This window comes from Echinicola rosea, assembly GCF_005281475.1.
In the GTDB taxonomy this organism is placed as follows: Bacteria; Bacteroidota; Bacteroidia; order Cytophagales; family Cyclobacteriaceae; genus Echinicola; species Echinicola rosea.
In genome coordinates this window covers 2594741-2620026 of record NZ_CP040106.1, presented here as the reverse complement: position 1 = coordinate 2620026, position 25286 = coordinate 2594741, and the positions used below count along the sequence as shown (strand labels likewise).

The following is a 25286-nucleotide window of genomic DNA, read 5'->3' as shown; positions in this document are numbered from 1 at the left end:
AATAAAAAAGCACCCCGTTTCCACGAGGTGCCACAGGTTAAAAACCTATAGGTAACGACCTTCTACTCCACCATGTGGATTTTAAGCATATTGGTCTTGCCTTTGTCCTGTAGTGGCATGCTAGCGGTATTGATCATAATATCACCTACATTTAGATGGCCTTTTTCCTTCAGCGTATCCTGGATAAATGTAATGGTATCATCAGTCGATACTTGTTTTCCTTCAAAGAAATAAGCCGTCACGCCCCATACTAAGCTAAGTTGGGTGATCAGCGTCTTATTATGGGTAAACACAAAGTTTTTGGCAAATGGTCGGTGGGAAGCGATCCTAAAAGCCGTAAACCCAGAAGCGGTAATCCCCACAATGGCCTTCGCATTGACATTTTTGGACAGGCCAGAAGCCATCATGATGACATTGTTGCTCACAAAGTAATTACTGTTTTCTGGAATATCATAGAGGTAATGGTAAACATCGGAATTGTTCTCTACATATTGGATCACTTTGGTCATTGCCTGGACGGCATGGACAGGATATGCACCGGAAGCAGTTTCGGCTGAAAGCATCACTGCATCTGCACCATCCAATACGGCATTGGCCACGTCATTGGTTTCTGCACGGGTAGGGCGTGGGTTTTGGATCATGCTTTCCAGCATCTGCGTAGCAATGATCACGGGTTTGCTGGCTTGCTTGCACTTTTCTACTATTCTCTTTTGCCATAGCGGCACCATCTCCATAGGCACTTCCACACCAAGGTCCCCACGGGCCACCATCACACCGTCTGTCACTTCGATGATTTCATCGATGTTGTCAAGGGCTTCGGGCTTTTCGATCTTCGCTACGATCTTACACGCTTTTCCTTTGGCATCTATTCTTTTCTTAAGGTCAATGATATCCTCAGCAGAACGGACAAAACTAAGCGCAATCCAATCCACTTCATTTTCGAGGCCAAACGCCAAGTCCTCTTTATCCTTTTCTGTCAGTGATGGTGCACTCACTTTCGTATTGGGCAAGTTGATGCCTTTTCTGGATTTTAGAATTCCTCCGTGTACGACGGTACAGTTTACATTTTTTCCATCAGTACTGTTTACGGCCACCTCAAGATTACCATCATCGATCAAAATCCTGTCTCCAGCAACTACATCCTGTGGAAGGTTTTGGTAAACGGTGCTCACCAAAGACGACGTACCGATTACCGCGTCATTGGTAATCGTGATAGGATCGCCTTCTTTGATCTCCACTCCATTGTTTTCTACTTCACCGACACGGATTTTAGGTCCTTGTAAATCCTGCAAGATCCCTACGTTCAATCCATAGTCTTTGTTAATCTTACGGATCAACTGGATCACTTCGGCATGCACTTCATGGTTTCCATGGGAAAAATTCAGCCTGAAAACATTGACTCCGGCCTTTACCAGTTCGGTAAGTGTCTTTTCGTTGTTTGAAGCCGGCCCAACTGTAGCCAAAATCTTGGTCTTCTTATTCGCGATGGGTAAGTTCATTGTTTGTATATTATTATATTTAATAGGTTAATAGGTTCTCTTTTGATTTTAATTTGCTCACATCCAACTTAACTATATTCTGTACATAGCTACTCTCAGAAAGCTGCCCAATACAATGATTAAGGTTAGTCTCCTGGGTGAAATCCTGTAGAAGGAGAAAATAATCCATAATCTTTAATTCCGGCACAAGATACAGCGTTTGTCCCGAATCTGAAAAAGAACGGTTCTTTAATAACTGAATATACCCGTGATCTTTTTCCAAAATGTACCTGGAAATCTCCAACTTGGGCTGATTCAGAAACTCCAATTTAAAATCCTCGATCTTTATCATCCTGATTCCCAGAAAACTATTGACCACCCAAGCCATCTTGTAGTCCTTCAATGGAGCTACCAGACCCAAAAGATCAAAATCATAATCATGTTCTACCTGGAGTTTTGTTTTCCTCATGAAGGGAGGGTTTTTAAAAGAACAAAATTAAAAATAATTGCTCAACTTCAATGTTTCACCGGAATATCTTAAATTTAGTTATCGGTTTTTTTTGACATTAAGGTATTAAATATATTTCTTTGCGGAGTGTTTTAACTAAACTAATCACAAAATGTCTGAAATTGCACAAAAAGTAAAAGCCATTATCGTGGATAAGTTAGGCGTAGAAGAATCTGAAGTAACTCCTGAAGCAAGCTTCACTAATGATCTTGGCGCTGACTCTTTGGATACGGTTGAGCTTATCATGGAATTCGAAAAAGAATTCAACATTTCTATTCCAGATGACCAAGCTGAGCAGATCGGCACCGTAGGTCAAGCAGTAAGCTACCTGGAAGCAAACGTAAAATAATTTAACTTCTCAAAATTCATTTATGAATTTAAAAAGAGTTGTAGTAACAGGTTTAGGCGCCCTTACGCCATTGGGAAACACCGTTCCAGAATACTGGAAGGGGCTAGCTAATGGGGTAAGTGGTGCTGCTCCTATTACGAGATTCGACGCCTCAAAATTCAAAACTCAATTTGCTTGCGAGGTCAAAGGCCTCGACATCGAGCAATTTATTGATAGAAAAGAAGCCCGGAAAATGGATCCTTTCACCCAGTATGCCGTTATCGCATCTGAGGAAGCCATGAAAGACTCCGGACTGGACCTTGATAAGATAGACCTTAGTAAGGCCGGTGTGATCTGGGGTTCTGGCATTGGGGGCTTGAAGACTTTTCAGGACGAAGTAGTCAGTTTTGCTACTGGTGATGGAACGCCTCGTTTCAACCCGTTCTTTATTCCCAAAATGATCGCTGACATCAGTGCAGGATTTATCTCCATGAAGTATGGCCTTCAAGGTCCCAACTTTGTGACGGTATCCGCATGTGCTTCTGGCACAAATGCCCTGATTGATGCCTACAATTACATCCGGCTGGGCAAGGCCAATGTTTTTGTTTCCGGAGGTTCTGAAGCTGCTGTCACAGAGGCAGGTGTTGGTGGATTCAATGCGCTAAAAGCACTTTCCCAACGTAATGATGATCCAGAAACCGCTTCCCGACCGTTTGACAAAGACCGTGACGGTTTTGTCCTCGGTGAAGGCGCTGGAGCCATTATCCTGGAAGAATATGAACACGCAAAAGCACGTGGAGCCAAAATCTATGCGGAGATCATCGGTAGCGGCATGTCCGCAGACGCTCACCATATCACAGCACCACACCCTGAAGGAGTAGGCGCTGGCAATGTGATGAAGTTTGCACTGGAAGATGCCGGAATAAAACCGGAAGAGGTCGATTACATCAATGTACACGGTACCTCCACTCCATTGGGAGACGTAAGTGAAATCAAAGCCATACAGCGGATCTTTGGTGACCATGCTTACAACCTCAATATCAGCAGTACCAAATCCATGACAGGACACCTTCTTGGTGCCGCCGGTGCCATTGAGGCCATCGCTTCTATCATGGCCATTAACCATGACTTGGTACCGCCGACGATCAACCACTTCACCAAAGACGAAGCGTTTGATGAAAAGCTGAACTTGACTTTCAACAAAGCCCAGGAGCGGGAAGTAAATGTAGCTTTGAGTAATACCTTTGGATTTGGCGGACATAATGCCTCTGTCATTTTCAAAAAAATAACTGAGTAAACCGACCTTGAAAATATTTCGAAGACTCAGATTACACGAACTACTTTATAATAAAAAAGATAAAAGGCTTGCTGCTGCCATCAAGTTAATGGTAGGCAGCAAGCCTTTGAATTTGTCGCTTTATAAGCTCGCCGTCCGACATTCCTCAGCAGCAGAGGAAATCAGGCAAGGCATAAAAGTTTCTAATGAGCGATTGGAATTTCTCGGCGATGCCGTCCTCGGTGCAGTAGTAGCCGAACACCTTTTTATCAAATTCCCCTACCGGGACGAAGGTTTCCTTACCGAAACCCGCTCCAGAATCGTAAACAGGGAATCCCTAAACCGGGTAGGACAGAAAATCGGCCTTTCCAATATCGTCGAATCGGACCTCTCGGACAAAGGGCTTTACACCCACAAATCCATCTACGGTGATACCTTGGAAGCTTTGGTGGGCGCAGTCTATCTGGACAGAGGCTATGACTTTTGCAGGAAATTCATCCTTTCCAGAATCCTATCCCCATATTTTGACCTTGAGAATATCATCACTACGATCACCAATTTCAAAAGCAAGATCATAGAATGGTCCCAACGGGAAAATAAGGAGGTGGAATTCACCCTTCAATCGGTAACCGGCTCTCAGCGCTTTAAAGAATTCACCATAGATTTATTGATCGAGAAGGAGGTTTTTACCGAGGGAAAAGGCCCTACAAAAAAGAAAGCAGAGCAGGAAGCTGCAAAAAATGCCTGCGAAAAACTAAAATTGGCCCTATAGTACCCTATATTTGCCCATTGTGTTAATCGGTATTAAGCGGCCTTCCATCTTATGTCTGAAGGAAGGTTAACTTAAAATTCACCTTGCGATATGTCAATTTTGAAAATAGGTGGGGCCACTGTCAATCAGACTCCCCTTGATTGGGAAGGCAACCTTAAAAATATCTCTGATGCCATTACAGAGGCCAAGGCAGCAGGAATCGAACTGCTGTGCTTTCCAGAACTTGCCGTCACAGGCTATGGTAGCGAAGACCTCTTTCTAAGTAGGTGGTACCCTGAGAAAGCCCTTGGACAGCTCAAAAAACTCCTCCCCTTCACCAAGGATATGACGGTCTGTATTGGCTTACCCGTAAGAATAGGAGAGCTACTATATAATTGTACGGCCGTGCTTGATGATGGAAAAGTCTCAGGGATAATGGCCAAACAATTCTTGGCCATCGATGGAGTGCATTATGAATTTCGATGGTTCACCCCTTGGGAAGCTGGAAAAATCGGTTCGTTGGACTTTTATGGCAGGAGTATTCCCTTTGGGGACATTGTTTTCAACAAAAAAGGGATTACTTATGGATTTGAAATTTGTGAAGATGCATGGAGAGGGGATCTTCGTCCTGGCCACCGCCTAAAGGACCGCAATGTGGACCTTATATTCAATCCAAGCGCCAGTCACTTTGCCATGGGAAAAAGCGCACATAGAGAAGAACTTGTCACCGAAAGCAGTGCTTCGCTGAATGCAGCCTACTTTTATGTCAACTTGTTGGGGAATGAGGCTGGAAGGATGATCTTTGACGGAGAAATACTTTTCGCCCAAAACGGCAAATTGCTCATTAAAAACAAATTGCTTTCTTATAAGTCTTACCAAATCTATGGGATTGACTTTTCAACGTCACCTGTCCCGGCACCAAAAATAGATTCATCGCACAACAAGAACGAGGAATTTACCGCCGCAGTTTGTTTGGCCTTGTTCGATTATATGCGAAAAAGTCGCAGTACAGGGTTCGTGCTTTCACTCAGCGGAGGTGCTGATTCTTCATCAATTGCTACCTTGGTGGCAGAAATGGTCAGAAGAGGAATAAGCGAATTAGGGCTGGACAATTTTCTAAAACGGAGCCATTTAAGCATCTCCGTAGATGAAAGCACCCCGATAAAGTCGGTTGTAAAGCACATATTGACTACCGCCTACCAAGGTTCCGAAAACTCTTCAGATGACACGTTGGCCAGTGCGCGGAGCTTGGCAGAAAGCCTTGGGGCCACCTTTTATGACTGGAAAATCAGTGAAGAGGTAAGTTCTTATACCCAAAAAATAGAAAATGCCATTGACAGAAAGCTCACGTGGAGCCAAGATGATATCACCCTACAAAATATCCAAGCCAGGGTACGAGCCCCCATCATCTGGATGCTCGCCAACCTGAACAACGCCCTTCTCCTTGCCACCTCAAACAGGAGCGAAGGAGATGTAGGGTATGCCACCATGGACGGGGACACCAGCGGAAGTATTTCCCCTATTGCTGCAGTGGACAAGGATTTTATCCTTCAGTGGCTGAGATGGGCCGAGGAGGAGCTGGGATACAAAGGACTCCGAAAGGTAAATTCCCTTCAACCTACTGCCGAACTGCGACCACAAGAGCAACATCAAACGGATGAACAAGACCTGATGCCCTATCCGGTCATTGTCGAAATCGAACGCTTAGCCATTCGAGACCGCAGAAAACCTGCTGACATTTACCTGATCCTAAAACAAGAACTTGACATATCGCCCGTTCAATTAAAAATTTACATCCATAAATTCTTCCGGCTATGGTCCAGGAATCAGTGGAAACGAGAGCGCTTGGCACCTTCCTTCCATTTGGACGACTTCAATGTGGATCCCAAGACATGGTGTAGATTTCCGATACTGTCAGGGGGCTTTACAGAAGAATTACATGAACTGGATCAATTAGACGAATAATAAAACTATCTTAGCAGAAATTAACTAGACCAATGATCAGCACAATTTTAGATTACGTAGTCTGGAGCCCTAACCCGGCTGTTTTTCCAGGTTTTGACAGGATCAGATGGTATAGCCTGTTATTTGCACTTGGCTTTATCATTTCGCAACAAATCGTCATTTATATTTTCAAAAAAGAAGGTCATGATGAAAGGCTGGTGGACAAGCTCACCATTTATATGGTCTTGGCGACCATCATAGGTGCACGATTGGGCCATGTGCTGTTTTATGAACCCGAAAAATACCTTAGCAACCCCATCGAGATCCTCAAAGTATGGGAAGGTGGACTTGCCAGCCATGGTGCCGCCATTGCCATATTGATAGCCCTCTGGCTTTATGTGCGCAATACGCCAAAGCAACGCTACCTTTGGGTGGTGGACAGGATTGTCATCGTAGTGGCCATGACAGGGGCACTGATCAGATTTGGTAACCTGATGAATTCTGAGATCGGCGGTAAACCTACCGGTACTGACAATGGCTTCGTCTATGCCCATAGCATAGAAGAAATCCTGGAAACCCTGAATGTACCCGTCGAGCATGTTTCTGCCTATAAACCGGATGACCGCTCTGGAGAGCTGCAGGGCAATGGACATGTCCCTGTAAATATCGACATTGAAATCAAAAAGGGAAATTACCAAGAAGTGGACTTGAGAAGAACCTTGGAAAATGACGTAAAATACGTCCTCACCAAATTTAACAGTGCTGAAAAGTACATGGCAGAGCCCGAAAACACCCCTTTGGATTATGATTTAAAGGATGAAGGAGACCATTATCTGGCTACAGTCCGTACATTCGGCCTGACCAAACATCCCACACAGATCTATGAGTCACTTTCCTATTTTGCTATTTTCATATTGCTGTATGCCCTATGGCACAAATACAGGGAAAAGCTTCCTGACGGACTACTGCTTGGCCTGTTCTTGATCACTGTCTTTGGTATGCGTTTCGTTTGGGAGTTTTTCAAAGAAAACCAAGTGGACTTTGAAGAAAACCTGACCTTGAACATGGGGCAAACACTAAGCATCCCGTTGGTATTGGGAGGCATTGTACTGGTAATACGAGCACTAAAAATAGGCAACCCAACTCAAACCGATTAAGGAACGGGGTCATGGCCATGGCCACCCCATGGATGACAGCTGGCAATGCGCTTGATCGCTAGCCAGCCTCCTTTGATTATTCCGTGCTTGAGAATAGCCTCTTTCGTATATTGGCTACAAGTGGGGGTGTACCTACAAGCTCCAGGAAACATTGGCGAAATCAAGTACTGATAAAACAACACTGGAAAAACGGCTATTTTTCTTAAAATAGTTTTCAAGATTTAGTTCATTTGGTAATAAAAGGCTGAAACATTAAACAAAGTTCCACTGCGTGAAACAATATCGTTTATCAATACCGCAAAGATACATCAAAAGCCTTTACTTGCTTATGGCGCTTATCTGCTTGGTCTTGATAAATAAGCACACGACCCTGGCACAAACTCCTGAAACTGTCCCCCAAGATACCACAGCCTTAAAGATCCCCAAGCAAGTCTCCGTCAACAATGTCTTTATCATCGGAAATGAAAAAACCCGCAAAAACATCATCCTAAGGGAGATGAACGTGGCTCCGGGAATAGTATATGACTGGGAAGAATTTTTACGCATCCTAAAAACAGATCAACAACGGATATACAACCTTCAATTATTTACCTCAGTAGAAATCACCCCTCTCTTTGTAGAAGACGAGGAAGTAGAACTATTGGTATCCGTAAAAGAACGCTGGTATGTAATCCCGAGCATTATATTTGACTTGGCCGACCGGAATTTCTCAGAATGGTGGATCAATCAAAACCGGGACCTCTCCAGGGTAAATTACGGACTGAAGCTCAATCATAACAACGTCGGTGGACGAAATGAAAAACTGCGCGTCATGGGACAGCTAGGATTTACCCAAGCATTTGATCTCATATACAGCATTCCTTATATCGATAAGGAGCAGGAGCATGGCCTTGCCTTCAGGATCAACTATAACACCAATAAAACCATAGCTGTAAAATCAGCTCAAAACAAACAGGTTTTTTACACCAATGAAAACGAGGAAATCCTTCGTAAAAACCTGGGCGCCAGCCTACAATATACATACAGGGGCAATTTCTATAATTTCAATTACCTCACCATAGGTTTTAGTAATACTAAGGTCCATGAAGACGTACTGACCCAGAATCCAAATTATTTTCTCAACGACAGCACAAGGCAAAAATACTTCTACGCCTCCTATAACTTCAAGCACGACCGCAGGGACAATATCGCTTATGCCACACAGGGCGAACTTATCAATGTCGGCGTCACAAGGTACGGGCTTTTCACCAACGATGACGTCAATGAAACGGAGATCTCCTTGATTGCCAATAAGTATTTTAGATTTAGCGATAAAACGCACTTCGTGACGGGTATTTCTGTATCCAGCTACCTCAGCTCCAGGCAGCCCTATACCTTGGTTCGTGGAATTGGCTATGCTCCTGATTTTATACGGGGGTATGAAATTAACGTGATCGAAGGCCAGCAAACCTTCATCCACAAAAACAGCTTTAGGTATAAACTGCTGGATGTGGCTTATGATATCTCTAAGCTGATCCCAATTGAGGAATTCAACACCTTCCCGATCAGGGCTTACCTCAGTGCCAATTTTGACCATGGCTACGTCAACGATCGCAACCACATCCCCGAAAATGCCGCACTTACCAATACCTACCTTTATGGATATGGACTGGGGCTAGATTTGATCACTTTTTATGACCAAGTTATTCGATTTGAATACTCTGTCAACAGCCAACAGGTAGGAAGTTTTTTTATCAATATTAAGGCCCCGCTTTAAAGAACAGGGGTATCACTTTGAAACTATTAGAAAAGAGATATCAGCCTGAGCGGACCTGTCTATCCTCCCATAGCTGTCAGGCTAACGTACGTAAGTTGCTGAAATTCTATATCCTTATTGATAATTGTGCTCTTTACAAATGGCGTAGGGGATTTTAAACCCCGAACATACACATCCCGAACAGCTAAGTACATTTATTTGTGATAGCTGGTGTGTTGCTAATGGCTTATACTGACGGCAATGGTCTTTCCACCAGGTAGCGTCTAAGGTTAGACGTTGGACCTTGACTCCGCTCGGGCTGACTACTTTTGCCTGAAATTAAATAGCCTCTTGGGGGTAAAAGCGATTTCTTCGCTTTAAAGAAAGAATTTTTATTTTTCCAGGATTTTTAATAGTTTAATTCAAAGACATTTTTTAACTGTTTATTTATACTAATATGAAGTTTATTTTAAATGCTTTTTCGTATTTAATCCTTATTGCACCATATTGCAGTTATGGCCAGAATGGTTCTGAGATTTTTGCGAAAGGCGCCAGAAGTTACGGAATGGCAAATGCCCATGTGACATTGGCAGACGCTTGGAGTGTCTTTAACAACCCAGGAGCTATGGGAAGAATGTCAACCTCTACAGCGGTATTAGGCTATGACCACCGGTTAGGACTCAATGAGCTGACCACCTTAGGAGCAGGCGCCGTCATTGCCACAGACAAGGGCAACTTCGGTATTGGGCTATCCCATTACGGTGGCGAATTATTTAATCAGCAAGCAGCAGGAATTGGCTACGCTCACCAGATGGGGATCGCCAGTTTTGGCATCAAAGCCACCTACCTCCAGACCAACATCGCTGGATATGGAAGAACCGGGGCTCCTATAATGGAGTTTGGAGGTACTGCAGTACTTGGACCAAAGCTAATTTTTGGAGCCCACGTCTATAATTTTACCAGAAGCCAACTGAGCCGTGACTCCCAAGATTACCTCCCGACCATCATAAAGGCCGGATTGTCTTATAAACCTTCGAAAAAACTGCTTATCACCATGGAAGCTGAAAAGGACATTCTACTGCCGCCTTTCGCCAAAATAGGAATGGAATATAACTTTATCAATCGCTTTTGGGCCAGATGCGGCATTCGAACCAATCCATCCAATTTCCACTTTGGCATCGGTTTCAAACCGAAGCAATTCCGATTTGACTATGCAGTCGCCCAAAACAACCAGTTAGGTTTCACGCATCACGTTTCTTTGAATTATACGTTTGCATCGCCATGAAAACCTGTCGAATTTTACTTTTATCCATTATCCTTGTCTGCGGCGAAAAGACAAAGGCACAGACTGACTTTGATGTGGAGGCATTTGCAGAGGAACTGTTTTCACTCCAAGAGGAAAACCTAGACTATGAGCAGCTATATGAGAATCTTCTTCAGCGTTACCTCAATCCTATTGACCTTAACCGCTGCTCCCCAGATGACCTACAGTCACTTTACATTCTGACACCACTTCAGGTGAGCAATTTTTTCAAATATCGCAGGATTTATGGCCAATTCCTGTCCATTCACGAGCTCCAGGCCATTCCGTCATTTGATGTGGAGACAATCAGAAAGCTCGACCCTTTTGTCACCTTGGAGAAAACGCCGGAAAAGTACGCCCATAAACTGCCCAAGAGGATTTTGAGTGAGCAAACGGCCTACGTTATATACAGGCATCGCATATACCTGGAAAAGCGAAAAGGCTTTACGCCACCGGATACATTAAAAAACGGATCCCTCACCAGTAGATACCAAGGGCCTCCTGGTACACAGTACCTGAGAATGAGAAGCCAGCACAGCGGGGACTTTAGTTTTGGCATCACTATGGATCGGGATGCCGGCGAAATGTTTATTTGGGATCCAGGATCCCGGAGGTATGGCTTTAATTTTCTGAGCTACCACTTTACCCTCTATGATAAAGGCCACTGGAAGCAAATCACGGTAGGAGATTACCAAGCCCAATATGGCCAAGGATTGGTCTTCGGTGCGGGCTTTTCGGTAGGAAAAGGTGCAGAAACCATTACCACTACACGAAGAAGCTCTACTGGCATCAAGCCCTACACCTCCTCCATGGAATCGGGGTATTTCAGAGGCATCTCCGCCACCTACCAAAAAGGACGATTTGAAGGATCCGTCATGGTCTCTTCTGCATCCAGAGATGCCAATATCGACACCTCTGCCATACTCCATCACATCACCTCACTCCCATCAAGTGGCTACCACAGGACTGCATCCGAAATAAGTAGAAAAGCCGCTGCAAACGAAAAGGATGTAGGCATCAACCTTAATTATTCGTCCAAAGACCGCAACCTACAAATAGGCCTCAACAGCTTGTTGACGCGGTTTGAATTGCCCTATAACCGGGATCTTCGGAACTACAATGGGTTTGAATTCAGGGGCAAAATGAACCACCTCCACAGTGCGTACTTTTCCTATAACCATCAAAACCACTTCTTCTTTGGAGAAACAGCCATATCGAAGAGTAAGGGAGTTGCTTATGTGGCGGGGATCATGAGCAGCCTCAGCAAGCAGTTGGATTTGGTACTGCACATCAGAAATTATGACCGTAACTTTCATAGCTTCTATGGCAATGCCTTTGGTGAAGCCTCACGGCCGATCAATGAAAAAGGCATCTACCTCGGCTTAAGCTATCACCCCACTAAAAAGCTTCAGTGGAGTGGCTATTACGATCAATTTAAATTTCCATGGATGAGGTACCGCGTATATGCTCCTTCATCTGGTCATGAGTGGCTCCAGCGCATTAGCTACCGACCAAAAAAATCAATGGAGCTATACCTTCAGGTGCGAGAGGAAGTAAAGGACCGCAACGTCACCGCAGCTCAAAATGATCTTGCCACCTATCAAATCCAAACAGGAAAAAAATACAATTACCTGCTTAACCTGGACGTAGAAATCAATGAATATTTCTCCATACGCTCCAGGATCCAAATGAGCACTTTTGACTACAATCAAAAACTCACAAAAGGCTATACCATTGTCCAAGACCTGAACTTCGAATACAAAAAATGGAAATGGAGTGGCAGGATTGCCCTTTTTGACACCGACGATTATGATAACCGACAGTATGTATATGAAAAAAATGTGCTTTGGGCATTTTCCATCCCCAGTTACTATGGCCAGGGGATGCGCTACTACCTGCTTACCCAATTTAAGCCAATAAGAAAATTGAGCTTTTGGCTCCGCTGGGCAAGGACGAGCTATACCGACCGTAATACCATCAGCAGTGGGCTTCAAGAGGTAAAGGGCACTCACCTAAGCGAGCTGACATTTCAGGTCCGCTATCAATTTAACCGATAAACCTGAAGCCACAGAAATCGCAGCACAACAAATTCGATCGCCAATAAGTCTGCTGAAGGCTATAGCGTAAATGGAAAAAATCAATCACGCTGCCATTGCTTATCCAGCAGCGTGATCATAATTCATTGTAGGAACTTTGCCACTATTTTTCCTTCAGGATATCCCTGATTTCAGCAAGCAACAGTTCCTCTTTTGAAGGAGCCGGAGGAGGAGTTGGTTTCGCTTCTTCTTTCTTCTTTAGTTTGTTCATGGTGCGAATAGCCATAAAGATCACAAAAGCAATGATCACAAAATCAACAATAGTATTGATAAATGCACCGTACTTGATTGCTACTGCCGCCACTTCTATTCCATCAGCAGTCACAGAAGGCTCCTTAAGAACCACCATCAGTTCCTTGAAATTGACTCCGCCAAGAGCCAATCCAATCGGTGGCATGACCACGTCATTGACCAAAGAGGTGACGATTTTACCAAATGCACCTCCAATGATGACCGCTACAGCAAGGTCAACCACATTCCCCCTTAGGGCAAACTTTTTAAACTCTTGAATAATACCCATATTAAATATCTTTAAAAACTTATAAATATAATTTATTTTGCCAATTATACATTATTTAAATATTTAATTTCATACCCATCAACTTTATTGCTCGTAAACCAATGCCCAATATATTTGGACTTTTAGCACACTTCCCTAACTGCCCATACCCTATTATCAACATTGAAAACACCCATCCTTAAACCGGCAGTAACTACTAAACTTATTAAGTGCCCGCAAACCATCATTGCTGTCCTATTCTTTTCAATCAATTTAAAGGATCCATAGGTTTCTTTTTTGGCAGACTGTAAATTTGCAGGAGTTCAATTTGAAAAGCGAAACGTTACTTATGAAAAGAGTAGAAGCCCCCAAGGCTCCCATTAAAATACAGGAAATCACTTACCATAACCATACCCGAATCGATCCTTATTATTGGATGAATGACAGGGAAAACCCTGAAGTCATTCAATACCTCAACAAGGAAAATGATTTTCTAAAAGCCAATTTAGCGCATACGGAGCCACTACAGGAGAAGCTCTATCTGGAGATGAAAAACCGCATCAAAGAGGATGACGAAAGTGTTCCCTACTATAGAGATGGTTATTTTTACTACACCAAATTTGTAAAAGGTGGTGAATACCCTGTTTTTTGCAGAAAAAAGGACGCTCTACAAAACCGTGAAGAGGTGCTCTTGGATGTAAACCAAATAGCAGAAGGGCACGAATACTTTAACGTCAATGCAATTACCCTTTCTTATGATCAACAATTGCTTGCACACGCTGAAGATAATATCGGCAGGAGAATATATACCATCAAGGTAAAGGACCTCAGCACCGATACGATCCTAACAGATGAAATCACCGAGGTCACAGGCAACATGGTCTGGGCAAATGACAACAAAACCCTCTTTTACTCCAAACAGGACCCCAACACACTAAGGGCTTTTCAGGTTTACAGACATACATTGGGAACGCCACAGGAAGAGGATATTTTAGTTTATGAAGAAGCCGATGAAACGTTCACCTGTCATGTCGCCAAATCCAAATCCAAAGATTTTGTCTTCATCGTCAGCGAAAGTACCGTTTCCTCAGAAACCCGCTACTTGGACGCTCATCAACCGACCTCATCTTTCCAGCTCATACAAGAACGAGAGCGTGATCTGGAGTACAGTGTGGAACACTTTGAGGATCACTTCTTGATCCTTACCAACCATCAAAAGGCCAGCAATTACAAATTGGTCAAAACCCCTGTCGCGAATCCACAAAAAGAACACTGGCAAGACGTGGTCCCTCATCATCAGGATACGCTGTTGGAGGGATTTGAGGTATTCAAACAGTATCTGGTACTCGAAGAACGTACAAATGGACTGACAAAAATACAAATCATGCCGTGGGACGGTACGGAAAGTCACTATATCACTTTTGACGATCCCACCTATACCGCTTGGCTAGGTTACAACCCACAATTTGACACTACTTCTTTACGATTTGGCTACAATTCCTTGACCACTCCTTCTTCCACTTATGACTATGACATGGAAGTGCGTGAAAAAGAACTACTGAAACAGCAAGAAATTCAGGGGGGCTATGATCCTTCCCAATACCAATCCGAGAGAACCTGGGCCATTGCCCCAGATGGCACAAGAGTCCCTATTTCACTCGTTTACAAAATGGACACTTTCAAAAAAGATGGTTCCAATCCATTGCTACAGTATGCATATGGCTCTTATGGATTCAGCACCGATGCCGTGTTCAGCTCAAACCGTCTCAGCCTTCTCGACAGGGGTTTTGTCTTTGCCATCGCCCACATCCGTGGTGGACAGGAAATGGGAAGACACTGGTATGATGATGGAAAAATGCTCAAAAAGCAAAACACCTTCACGGACTTTATCGCCTGTTCCGAGCACCTGATCAATGAAAGGTACACCTCTTCGAAGAAGCTTTTCGCCATGGGCGGTAGTGCTGGGGGAATGTTGATGGGTACGGTCATCAATATGCGCCCCGAGCTGTACCAAGGTGTCATCGCCGCCGTACCGTTTGTGGATGTGGTGACCACTATGCTGGATGAGAGCATTCCGCTGACCACGGGTGAATTTGACGAATGGGGAAATCCTAAAAGCAAGGACTATTATGACTATATGCTTGCTTATTCGCCTTATGACAATGTGGAAAGCAAAGACTACCCTCACCTACTGGTCACCTCCGGACTACATGACAGCCAAGTCCAATACTGGGAACCTACCAAATGGGTGGCCAAGCTAAGGGATAAAAAAACAGACAAAAACCTGCTCTTACTTTACACCAATATGGACGCAGGACATGGAGGTGCTTCGGGGAGGTTTCATGCTTTAAAAGAAACGGCCATGGACTATGCCTTCTTAATAGATCTCGCAGCACAAACATAAAACACTGTAACCCCCCCCCCCCCCCAGGAAAGTCCTCTAATACAAGACCGTTTGACAATTGGTATATTGTAAGAAGATCGATTGTACCGTGTGTCTCAAGGGGAGGTTATTGGATTGATTAGGCAATGTCGTTTAGTTAGCGTGTATCTGGAAATATTGGTTTAATTATTTTTCATGTTAAATTCCAAGATGGTTTTCATCTCTTTACCTTTGTTTAAAAAAGGCCATGGATTAAAACCATAATTTTCTCAATGGACGATCCGTATTGGAAAATCTCTTTAACTAAACGACATTGATTGATTGGGTCAATGGTCATTGAGGCTCTTATGCTATTCGCACTCATGGTCGATCGCCAATAACCTCTCTTAATTCCCTTCTGTGGACTGGATTTCTTCCGCGAAAAAACCTTCCAATTCCTTAAGGGTAGCCTCTGATGTTTTGGTATCCCGCACCACTTTGCCTTTATCAAGCACTACGATGCGTTGACAAACTTCCGTCACATGCAGCAAATCATGACTACTGATCAACAAGGTCACTTCATCCATGTCCTTGTATTTGACAATAATTTTTTTGAGCCTAATTTGAGTGGTGGGATCTAGATTGGCAAAGGGCTCGTCAAGGATAATCACTTTTGGATTCCCCAGAAATGAAGCAACGATCCCCACTTTCTTTTGATTTCCCTTTGAAAGATCCCGAAGATATTTTTTCCCTCTAAGGATTTCTCCATCAAAGAAATCCTCAAAAGGCACCAGAAACTCACTGACATCCTGCTTGTTCATCCCGCGCAACTCCCCGATGAAATAAAAATACTCTTCTGGCGTCAGGTACCCGATCAAAAAAGTTTCATCGATAAACGCTGCGGTAAGCGGCTTCCAGTCCTCGCTGGTGTTTACTTGAATCCCATTGTTCAGCACCTTTCCAGAACTGGGCATGATAAGATCCAAAAGCAAACTAAAAAGTGTGGTCTTCCCCGCACCATTGTTTCCTACGAGGCCAAAAATCTCCCCTGAGGGAATTTCCATTGCGTCGATATCCAGTACAGTATCTTTCCCGTATTTTTTTGATAGATTTTCTATATTTATCATAATCACTAGCTTTTTTGCTTATAAGCAGCTATGGTCTTGTATTTCTCCGTTTTATAATTTTTCTCAATTAAATTGAACACCCTTTCTTTAAATGCAAACCCGAGAACGGCCACTATCGCTACGAAAAGGTACCCCAGGTAAGGTCCCTTTACCATATGTCCAATGACATAAAGGATCATTGGAACGATCATCTTGGGAATGGTTAGCAATAAGGTTTTGGCATTAAATGCCTGGGAACTGCCAAAAGCCCCTTTATTGCTGGAAAGGTCAATGGGAGTCCTCACATATACACCTCCCCACAAAACCATGTAGCAATTGACGCCTACATTGTATAGCCCAGCTACCAATATGGCCAAGTAAACCTCCCATCCAAAATACGCATAGAAAGAAGCCAAAATCGTAGAAACCACCGTGGCCATTACCATCAGCCACCATTTAGCATTGAGGTAATCCCGGTAGCGGACGTTTTGACTCATCATCAAGGGATAGTAGGAACTGTCCCAGCTGGGCACATACTGGCCAAAGCTAAACAGAAAGCCTCCCGTCACAAAAAGTGCTGCAAAAATCCTCCATGCCGGTCCCTCGTATGCATCAATGGCATTTGTGAAAAACAAAAGGCCATAAAAAAGGAACATGACACTCATGAGCACGGTAGTCTTGGAGCGCTTGTTTCTTTTGATAAGTTTGATATCGTTTTTCAAGAACACCGAAATACTCCCAAACCGATCAAGCCACTCCAGGTTTTCGGATTTGGCCTCTTTTAGCTTATTTGAAAGCCCCGCGTCCATATAAAGCCGCTTCCTAAAATACCTATATGCTACCCAATAGACGGCCACCATTAGCCCCAGTGGAATCAATGCAGCACCGGGGAATTCATAAAGATACTGAAACAAAGGACCGGTATATACCGAAATATCAAACACGCCATAATAATGCATCCCCCCCAAACATGCCAATATCCCCGCAACTGAATAGAGCACAGCGTCCACCCCGTTCAGAAAAATATTGATAAAATTATTTGCCATGATCAAGGCATAAATCCCCATTAGCCACATGACAACAGAGACGGTCGCGTATCCATTGATCACCAAAACCACTGCAAAAGGGATAAAGAAAAAAGCGTGGATAATATTAAAAAAAGACAACACCGTCTTCCAAATACTATATTGAACAATGGCCGATTTCTTAATGGGCAAGAAAAGCAATGGCTTTATCTGCACGACAGGCATTTTTTGAAGCAAATACCTAATGACCAGATCAATAATCAAATAATAAACCAACAGCCTGTTCACCGTATCCAAGGCATTTAGCCCCATCTCTTCCATAATATAATATGAAGCCACCCCCAAGAATCCGAAACTTAGCATCATATACAATGCTGCAAATCCCATCAGAATCTTAATGGCGAGATTGGAAGAAAAAGCAGCAGACCTAAAGAAAGATTTCCATTGAAGTTTTATAAGATGTTTAATCATGGACAAGACCCTTTGGGTGTATTGATACAGTTTTATGAACAAATGCCTTTAGTGTTTTCTGAACCTAAAAAGTTGAACAAAACACATGAATGTGGTAGCTAAAACTTAGCTTCAGCTTCCATATACCCTATCAAAGAAATATACAAAATAAAATTTTAAAACCAACACCCCAAATGTTGATTAAAATGCCCCATCAAATTGTCATGACGTCTTGAAACCACAAGGATAGAACACATGTTCTCTCCAACTTACCATACTGACCAACAACCCCTTACCAAAAAACAAAAACAGTCCAACCTTTGAAAAACATAAAAATTTAACCATAAATTCTTATATCTTACTACTATTTGGTTTTTATCAACAAAAAAATAATTATTCAAAACAAACATTCGACTTTCATAAAACAAGCCCTAATAAAAAAATAATCTATATTCGTTTTTTATTATTTAAAATACATTTTTATTTGTTTTAAATTATTTAACTTTATTCATCGGAGACAATAACTACCTCTATTTCAAAAGCTGTTTGTCTCTACAGAACTACACTCTTTTGCCATGAATACCCATAACATTACCCCCCTTCCCAAGATGACCCTTGTTGACCTTTTAAAAAGGCGGCCAATGACTGCCTCTACGCGAGATGCCATATCGTTTGAAAAGAGCCATATTTCCTATCAAAAATTGGAAGACGACAGTAACCGGCTGGCTCATTTGATCATAGACAAGGGTATATCTCCGGGCGACAAGGTCGCGCTGTGTGCCCATCGATCCATAGAAATGATTGTTGCGATGCTGGCCATTTTAAAATGCGGTGCTGCTTATGTCCCTATTGCTCCTGAATTTCCAGTGGAGCGCAAAAGGTTTATCTGCACAGCAGCAGAGGCAAAACTATTGATTCGTGACCGTAACTATCTGGACGAAGCTCCAAAAAGCTTACAGCAGATTGATCTTTTGGAAAAAATCCCTTCCAATTACCCAATTTTAGCTCCTGCGATCACTTTTGCGCCTGAAAACACGGCTTATATCCTATTTACTTCAGGATCCACAGGAGAGCCAAAAGGTGTTTGCATGCCTCATGGTGCCCTGGTAAACCTATTGCTGTGGCAAGAAGGGCAGTTTGACAAGTTACAGGGATCAAAAACGCTCCAATTTTCAAAATTCACCTTTGACGTATCTTTTCAGGAAATTTTCAGTACCCTGACTACAGGGGGGACGTTACACTTGGTGGATGAAGAAACCGTAAAAGATCCACTGGCCCTCTTACAGGTTATCGACAAAAATAAGATCAACAGGCTTTTCCTGCCTTTTGTCAGTCTTCAGTCGCTGGCACATACCGCCGTCGCGCATAATCTCTACCCCAGCTCCTTAAAAGATGTCATCACAGCCGGAGAGCAGCTTAAAATCACCGACCAAGTCAAGCGGCTTTTCAGTCACCTGCCCAACACCACACTCTTCAACCAGTACGGACCTACAGAAGCCCATGTGGTATCCCAATTGGTCCTCAAACCTCAAAACATCAACAACTGGCCGTCCTTGCCTTCCATTGGCTATGCCATTAACAACGTCCAGCTATACGTATTGGATGAAAACGATCAGCCTGTTTCCTATGGCAAGGAAGGAGAATTGTACATTGCAGGAGATTGCTTGGCCTCTGGCTACCTGAATCAGCCTATCCTCACAGAAGAAAAGTTCAAAACCCTCACCACCCTCCCAAAAAGGCCTTCCCTTCGGGCTTACAAAACGGGAGATATTGCCAAAATCAGCGAGGATGGGGAAGTGACCTTCCTTGGTCGGCGTGATGATCAAGTTAAAATCCGCGGCCACCGTATCGAGCTCGGGGAAGTAGAAGCAGTGCTTGGCAAATTTACCGCCGTTTACCAAGTCGCCGTACTGGCTAAGACATATGATGACGGACAAAAATACTTGGTAGCCTATTATATCCCTTCAGAAAACCAACGGCCCAGCCAAAAGGAATTGATCGACCACTTGGCGCAAAGCCTACCGGAATACATGATCCCGGCCGTATTCTACGAAATGGATGCTTTCCCCAAAACAACCAGTGGAAAAATAGACCGCAAGCTACTTCCTGACCCCATCAATAAGCGTGAACATGTCGAAACCCCTATTGTTCCCGCCAAAACAGCCTTGGAAAAGAAACTGGCCAAACTATTTGAAAAGGCACTTCATTTTGACCAAATAGGTACTTCTGACAACTTCTTTGAATTTGGAGGCAACTCCCTGCTCGTGCAAAAATTGTCCAACGACATTCGGCTAGAGCTTGGTTTGACAGTTCCTGTCACGAGCATATATCAATACCCCACCATTAAGCAACTGACTGATTACCTTTCTGAAGACCAACAGCCATCCCCTACAGCAAGCACAAGTACCAAACCTTCTTCATCCAAGGCTGTGGCCATCGTAGGAATGGCGGGGAGGTTTCCAGGAGCAGAGGATATCGCCACATTTTGGGACAATCTGGTGCAGGGGAAAGAATCCATTACCCGCTTCAGTGATGAGGAACTTGACGATTTGATCCCTGAGGATCTCAAGAAAGACGACCATTACGTAAAAGCGCGTGGCATTATCGAAAATGCGGATAAATTTGATCATAGCTTTTTTGGCATCACACCCCACCAAGCGGCCTTGATGGATCCCCAGCAGCGCTTATTTCTGGAGCTGGCCTGGGAACTTATCGAGAAAACCCAGCAAACGACTTCAGAGACATCGCACAAGACTGGTGTATTCGCGGGCACCAACAATAACACCTATTACCAAAAAAATCTCCTCAGCAACCCTGACCTGATCGAGCAAAATGGTGCGATTCAGATCATGACCCTTAATGAAAAAGATTATATCGCAACCCGAACAGCTTACCAGTTTGACCTCACAGGACCAGCGATAAGCGTTTATTCGGCCTGCTCTACCTCTTTGTTGGCGGTAGCACAGGCAGTACAGAGTATTCGTTCTGGCCAATGCGTGATGGCCATCGCCGGAGGAAGCACCATCACTTCTCCTATCCACAGCGGACACTTATACCAAGAAGGTGCTATTTTCAGCAAAGACGGTCACTGCAAGCCATTTGACGCTAAAGCGACAGGAACCTTATTTAGCGATGGTGCGGCTGCCATCATGCTCAAAGACCTCGACACCGCTATCCAGGACGGGGATAAAATCTATGCCACCATCAAAGGATTCGGCATCAACAATGACGGTAATGGAAAAGGCAGTTTCTCTGCCCCTAGCACCAAAGGCCAAGCAGATGTCATTAAAGCAGCCCTACAGGACAGCAAGGTATCTTCAGCATCCATAAGTTATGTAGAGGCGCATGGCACGGCCACTCCTTTGGGTGATCCTATCGAAATCGAAGGATTGAAAATGGCCTTCGGGAGACATTCCAAGGCACATTTTTGCGGCATTGGCTCGGTCAAAAGTAATTTTGGCCACCTCACCGCTGCCGCAGGAGTGACAGGGTTGATCAAAACGGTCCTTTCCCTGCACCACCGAAAACTTCCGGCCACCCGGGGTTTTGAGGAGCTAAATCCACAAATAGATTTAAAAGACAGTCCTTTCTACATTAACGGAGCTACGGTAGATTGGGAAGGGGAATTTCCACTTAGGGCAGGTGTCAGCTCATTTGGTATCGGCGGCACCAATGTCCATGTGATCTTAGAAGAATACCCGCACATTCAGCAGTCTTCTGATGAATCCACGGCCCCTTACCACCTTCTCTCCTTTTCTGCAAAAACGGAAAACAGCCTTGAACTCTATAAGGCTAAACTACATCGATTTGTACAATCCTCTACTGCCCTAAACCTGGCTGACCTAAGCTTTTCCATCAATACCAAACCCCAGCAATTCCTCTATAAAAGCTATCTCACCTTCAAGGACAAAGAAGACCTTCTTTCCCAACTGGAAGGCACAAATGGGGCCACAGCAAGGAAAAAAGCAATGAAGCAATTGCCTCAAAACACCGTATTCGTATTTCCCGGACAGGGAGCTCAATACTTGAACATGGGCAAGGACTTGTTCGAATATGCTCCGGTTTTCAGGGAGGCATTGATGCATTGTGCTGCTTTGTTTGATGAGTTAATGGACAAGCCGCTTTTGGACATCATCTATCCTGCGGAAGAAAGCCATGAGGCGGAAGCCATCCTAAAAAACACGCGCTATACGCAACCGGCCATATTTGCTATTGAATATGCGCTGGCACAGCAATGGATGGCATGGGGATTCGCTCCTTCATCACTGGTCGGACATAGCATCGGTGAGTTTGTAGCGGCCCATTTGGCAGGTGTTTTCTCCCTAGAAGACGTCACCAGATTAGTAGCCAAAAGAGGACAATTGGTGGCCGACTTACCCGGTGGCGACATGCTATCGGTCAGGGCTCCACAGTCCAAAATACAACACCTCATTAAGGAAAATATCTCTTTAGCTGCAGTCAACTCCCCCAATTTATGTGTGCTGGCCGGTCCGTCAGAAGCTATTGCTGAGATCAGCAGTAAACTTGATCAGGAAAGCATCCTTCACAAAAAACTGTTTACCAGTCACGCCTTCCATTCTTCCATGATGGATCCTGTTCTTGATGACTTTGGCAAAGAGGTCGAACTGGCCAAGCTGAGTACTCCTCAACTGCCCATTATATCTTCCGTCACAGCCTTGCCACTTACTGATCAAGAAGCTACAAGCAGCCAATACTGGACGGACCACTTGCGAAAATCCGTGCTTTTCTCTCCTGCCATCGAATACCTTTTGGGCAATGACCCAAATGGTGTCTTCTTGGAAATAGGACCAGGAAATGTCATCAGCACGCTGATCAAACAGCACCCTTCCGCTAAAAGCGCCACAACAGTCAACAGTATAAATCGCCAAAGCAATCAACATCACTACCAAGAACTGCTGGGCAATTTGGGAGAAATGATCATTGCTGGTATTCAGCCAGATTGGACACGCTTCTATTCGGGGCAAAAACGCATCCGACTAGATGATCTGCCCACCTATGCCTTTGACCGGAAAAGGTGCTGGATCGACCCGCTCCCTAGGGAAGTTACTACGCCGACACTTGCTCAACCCTCTACAAATACTAATAATAACGAAACTACTACTAAACATATGAGAACCGATACTATACGAAAAAAAGCCATTGACGTATTGGAGGACCTTTCTGGTCTGGAAATCAGTCTCCAAGCTGGTGACAGCACTTTTCTGGAACTTGGATTGGACTCCCTTTTGCTCACTCAATTATCATTTGCCCTCAAAAAAGCATTTGGTGTACCACTTTCTTTCAGACAGCTGAATTCCCAAATCAACACTATAGATGCATTGGTGGGATATTTGGACCAAGAACTTCCTGCGGATCAATTTCAGCCTGCGCCTGCTACCGCTCCCGCTGCCAGTTCTGCACCATCACCCACTGCTGCCTCGCAGCCTAAAAACGGCAGCAATCACACCATGACTGCACCATCTTATCCGCCGGCACACAACCAATCTGCCATCGGATTAATCGGTCAACAGCTAGAACTTCTATCCAAGCAGCTGGCCCTTTTGCAAGGCACACCTCTGCCCACCTCAGCTCCCGCCCCGCAGCCAACGGCTCCACCAAACGGAAATGGCCAAGCCAATGCACCTTTGCCTACCAACGGGACCACGGTCAAGTTAACGAAGGAAGAAACCGAAAACCTGAAAAAACCTTTCGGTGCCACGGCCCGAATCGATAAGAAGGGTCAAAAATTACCCGAAAAGCAGCATAACTTTATTGCTGATTTTACCAAAAGATATACTTCCAAAACAGCCTCCAGCAAAGCCTACACCCAGCAAAACAGGAGCCACATGGCAGACCCACGGGTGGTCAGTGGCTTTAATCCAAGCATCAAAGAGACAGTCTATTCCCTTGTCGTAAACCGCTCAAAAGGAAGTAGGATCTGGGACATCGATGGCAATGAATACTTGGACATCCTGAATGGCTTTGGCTCAATTTTATTCGGACATAAGCCATCCTTTATCGACGAGGCCTTAAAAGCCCAGATAGATAAGGGCTACGAAATAGCCCCCCAGCATGAGCTCTCCGGTGAAGTGTGCAAACTCATCTGTGACATCACCGGCCACGACCGGTCTGCTTTGTGCAACACCGGCTCTGAAGCCGTAATGGGCGCCTTACGCGTGGCCCGAACCATCACCCAGCGATCGCTCGTGGTTGCCTTTAACGGGTCTTACCACGGCATCTTTGATGAAGTCATCGTTCGGGGAACCAAAAGCCTTAAATCATTTCCTGCAGCCGCAGGCATCATGTCCGAGGCAGTCGAAAACATCCTTATACTGGACTATGGCACGGAAGAAGCCCTAAAAATAATAGAGGAACGAAAAGATGAAATCGCTGCGGTACTCGTAGAACCTGTCCAAAGCAGAAGGCCGGAGTTTCAGCCGATAGAATTCCTGAAAAAGGTCCGTGAGATCACCGCAGCTTCTGGCTCCGCATTGATTTTCGACGAGGTGATCACTGGGTTCAGGATGCACCCGCAGGGCGCCCAAGGCATCTTCGGTATTAAAGCAGATCTGGCGACGTATGGAAAAGTCGTAGGCGGAGGATTGCCTATCGGGGTCATTGCCGGGAAAGCAGCCTTCATGGACGCTCTGGATGGTGGTCACTGGCAGTATGGAGACAACTCCGTCCCAGATATTGGGGTCACCTATTTTGCAGGAACCTTCGTAAGGCATCCCCTGGCCTTGGCCACTGCAAAAGCTTCCCTCGAATATATCCAACAGGACAATGGCAAGCTTCAAGAAAAGCTGGCTGCCAAAATCCAACGGTTGGCAGACGGACTGAACGGTTTCTTCCAAGACCACAAGATCCCCGCATACGTAGCCAATTTTGGTTCGCTATGGAAAATAAAATTCAAAGCGGAACTCCCGTACACGGAGCTGTTATTTGCCACTTTTAGAGAGCAAGGACTTCATATTTATGATGGTTTCCCATGCTTCGCTACTGCAGCCTACCAGGACGAGGATATTGACAAAATCTTGGAAATTATCATAAGCGGCTTTAAGCAACTTATCTCGGCTACGTTTTGGGACGAAATCATCCCTGGCCTTTCCGAAAGCCTCCATTCTTCTCCACATGTCATCTCCAAAGATCAGCCGCCTGTACCCGGTGCTAAGCTAGGACAAGACCAAGAAGGAAAGGCTGCTTGGTTTGTCCCTGACCCAGATCGCCCCGGAAAATACCTTCATTTAACTTTTAAGACTACCTAATAT

Annotated in this window: 16 protein-coding genes; 10 read left to right on the top strand and 6 right to left on the bottom strand. The window is 44.5% G+C overall.

The window, feature by feature from the left end:
* Positions 1 to 62: 62 nt before the first annotated feature.
* Positions 63 to 1499 (bottom strand): pyruvate kinase, encoded by a 1437-nt coding sequence (gene pyk, locus FDP09_RS10520; RefSeq protein ID WP_137402631.1) that lies wholly within the window; start codon positions 1497 to 1499, stop codon positions 63 to 65.
* Between the two features lie 19 nt (positions 1500 to 1518).
* Positions 1519 to 1947 carry an IPExxxVDY family protein gene (locus FDP09_RS10515; RefSeq protein WP_137402630.1) on the bottom strand — a complete coding sequence of 143 codons (429 nt, stop codon included), beginning with the start codon at positions 1945 to 1947 and terminating at the stop codon, positions 1519 to 1521.
* A gap of 151 nt (positions 1948 to 2098) precedes the next feature.
* Between FDP09_RS10515 and FDP09_RS10510 the strand changes: the two genes are divergently transcribed.
* From FDP09_RS10510 to FDP09_RS10490, 5 genes are all read left to right on the top strand, one after another.
* Entirely contained in the window at positions 2099 to 2335 is a 237-nt protein-coding gene (locus tag FDP09_RS10510; protein ID WP_010855324.1) for an acyl carrier protein, read from the top strand.
* 22 nt (positions 2336 to 2357) lie between these two features.
* Positions 2358 to 3611 (top strand): beta-ketoacyl-ACP synthase II, encoded by a 1254-nt coding sequence (gene fabF, locus FDP09_RS10505; RefSeq protein WP_137402629.1) that lies wholly within the window; start codon positions 2358 to 2360, stop codon positions 3609 to 3611.
* A gap of 7 nt (positions 3612 to 3618) precedes the next feature.
* Entirely contained in the window at positions 3619 to 4362 is a 744-nt protein-coding gene (gene rnc / locus FDP09_RS10500) for a ribonuclease III (protein ID WP_137402628.1), read from the top strand.
* Between the two features lie 90 nt (positions 4363 to 4452).
* Complete coding sequence (gene nadE / locus FDP09_RS10495) at positions 4453 to 6306, top strand: NAD(+) synthase (protein ID WP_137402627.1); 1854 nt, start codon at positions 4453 to 4455, stop codon at positions 6304 to 6306.
* A gap of 32 nt (positions 6307 to 6338) precedes the next feature.
* Positions 6339 to 7442 (top strand): prolipoprotein diacylglyceryl transferase, encoded by a 1104-nt coding sequence (locus FDP09_RS10490; RefSeq protein WP_137402626.1) that lies wholly within the window; start codon positions 6339 to 6341, stop codon positions 7440 to 7442.
* Here the strand turns inward: FDP09_RS10490 and yidD are convergent.
* On the bottom strand, positions 7439 to 7660 hold the full coding sequence (gene yidD / locus FDP09_RS10485) for a membrane protein insertion efficiency factor YidD (RefSeq protein ID WP_137402625.1): 222 nt from the start codon (positions 7658 to 7660) through the stop codon (positions 7439 to 7441). The two genes, FDP09_RS10490 and yidD, sit on opposite strands and share 4 nt — an antisense overlap.
* A gap of 110 nt (positions 7661 to 7770) precedes the next feature.
* On the opposite strand from yidD, the gene FDP09_RS10480 reads away from it, so the two are divergent.
* The 3 genes from FDP09_RS10480 (at position 7771) to FDP09_RS10470 (ending at position 12537) form a co-directional block, all read left to right on the top strand.
* Positions 7771 to 9198: a BamA/TamA family outer membrane protein gene (locus tag FDP09_RS10480; protein WP_187328838.1), complete on the top strand. Its 1428-nt coding sequence runs from the start codon at positions 7771 to 7773 to the stop codon at positions 9196 to 9198.
* Between the two features lie 436 nt (positions 9199 to 9634).
* The gene (locus FDP09_RS10475) at positions 9635 to 10462 is read left to right on the top strand and encodes a PorV/PorQ family protein (protein ID WP_137402623.1); all 828 of its coding nucleotides are present in this window, start codon (positions 9635 to 9637) and stop codon (positions 10460 to 10462) included.
* Positions 10459 to 12537 carry a ComEA family DNA-binding protein gene (locus FDP09_RS10470; RefSeq protein ID WP_137402622.1) on the top strand — a complete coding sequence of 693 codons (2079 nt, stop codon included), beginning with the start codon at positions 10459 to 10461 and terminating at the stop codon, positions 12535 to 12537. The genes FDP09_RS10475 and FDP09_RS10470 overlap by 4 nt, the downstream gene beginning before the upstream one ends.
* Before the next feature lie 142 nt (positions 12538 to 12679).
* Here the strand turns inward: FDP09_RS10470 and mscL are convergent, their stop codons facing one another.
* Positions 12680 to 13096 carry a large-conductance mechanosensitive channel protein MscL gene (gene mscL / locus FDP09_RS10465; protein WP_137402621.1) on the bottom strand — a complete coding sequence of 139 codons (417 nt, stop codon included), beginning with the start codon at positions 13094 to 13096 and terminating at the stop codon, positions 12680 to 12682.
* A gap of 328 nt (positions 13097 to 13424) precedes the next feature.
* Between mscL and FDP09_RS10460 the strand changes: the two genes are divergently transcribed.
* The gene (locus tag FDP09_RS10460) at positions 13425 to 15479 is read left to right on the top strand and encodes a S9 family peptidase (RefSeq protein WP_137402620.1); all 2055 of its coding nucleotides are present in this window, start codon (positions 13425 to 13427) and stop codon (positions 15477 to 15479) included.
* Positions 15480 to 15844: 365 nt separating this feature from the next.
* On the opposite strand, the gene FDP09_RS10455 is transcribed toward FDP09_RS10460, so the two are convergent.
* Entirely contained in the window at positions 15845 to 16564 is a 720-nt protein-coding gene (locus tag FDP09_RS10455) for an ABC transporter ATP-binding protein (protein ID WP_137402619.1), read from the bottom strand.
* A 5-nt stretch (positions 16565 to 16569) separates the two neighbouring features.
* Positions 16570 to 18039, bottom strand: coding sequence for a DUF5687 family protein (locus tag FDP09_RS10450; protein WP_137402618.1), 1470 nt, complete (start codon positions 18037 to 18039; stop codon positions 16570 to 16572).
* 554 nt (positions 18040 to 18593) lie between these two features.
* Here FDP09_RS10450 and FDP09_RS10445 point away from each other — a divergent pair.
* Entirely contained in the window at positions 18594 to 25283 is a 6690-nt protein-coding gene (locus FDP09_RS10445; protein ID WP_244940525.1) for a polyketide synthase, read from the top strand.
* The last annotated feature ends 3 nt before the right edge of the window (positions 25284 to 25286 follow it).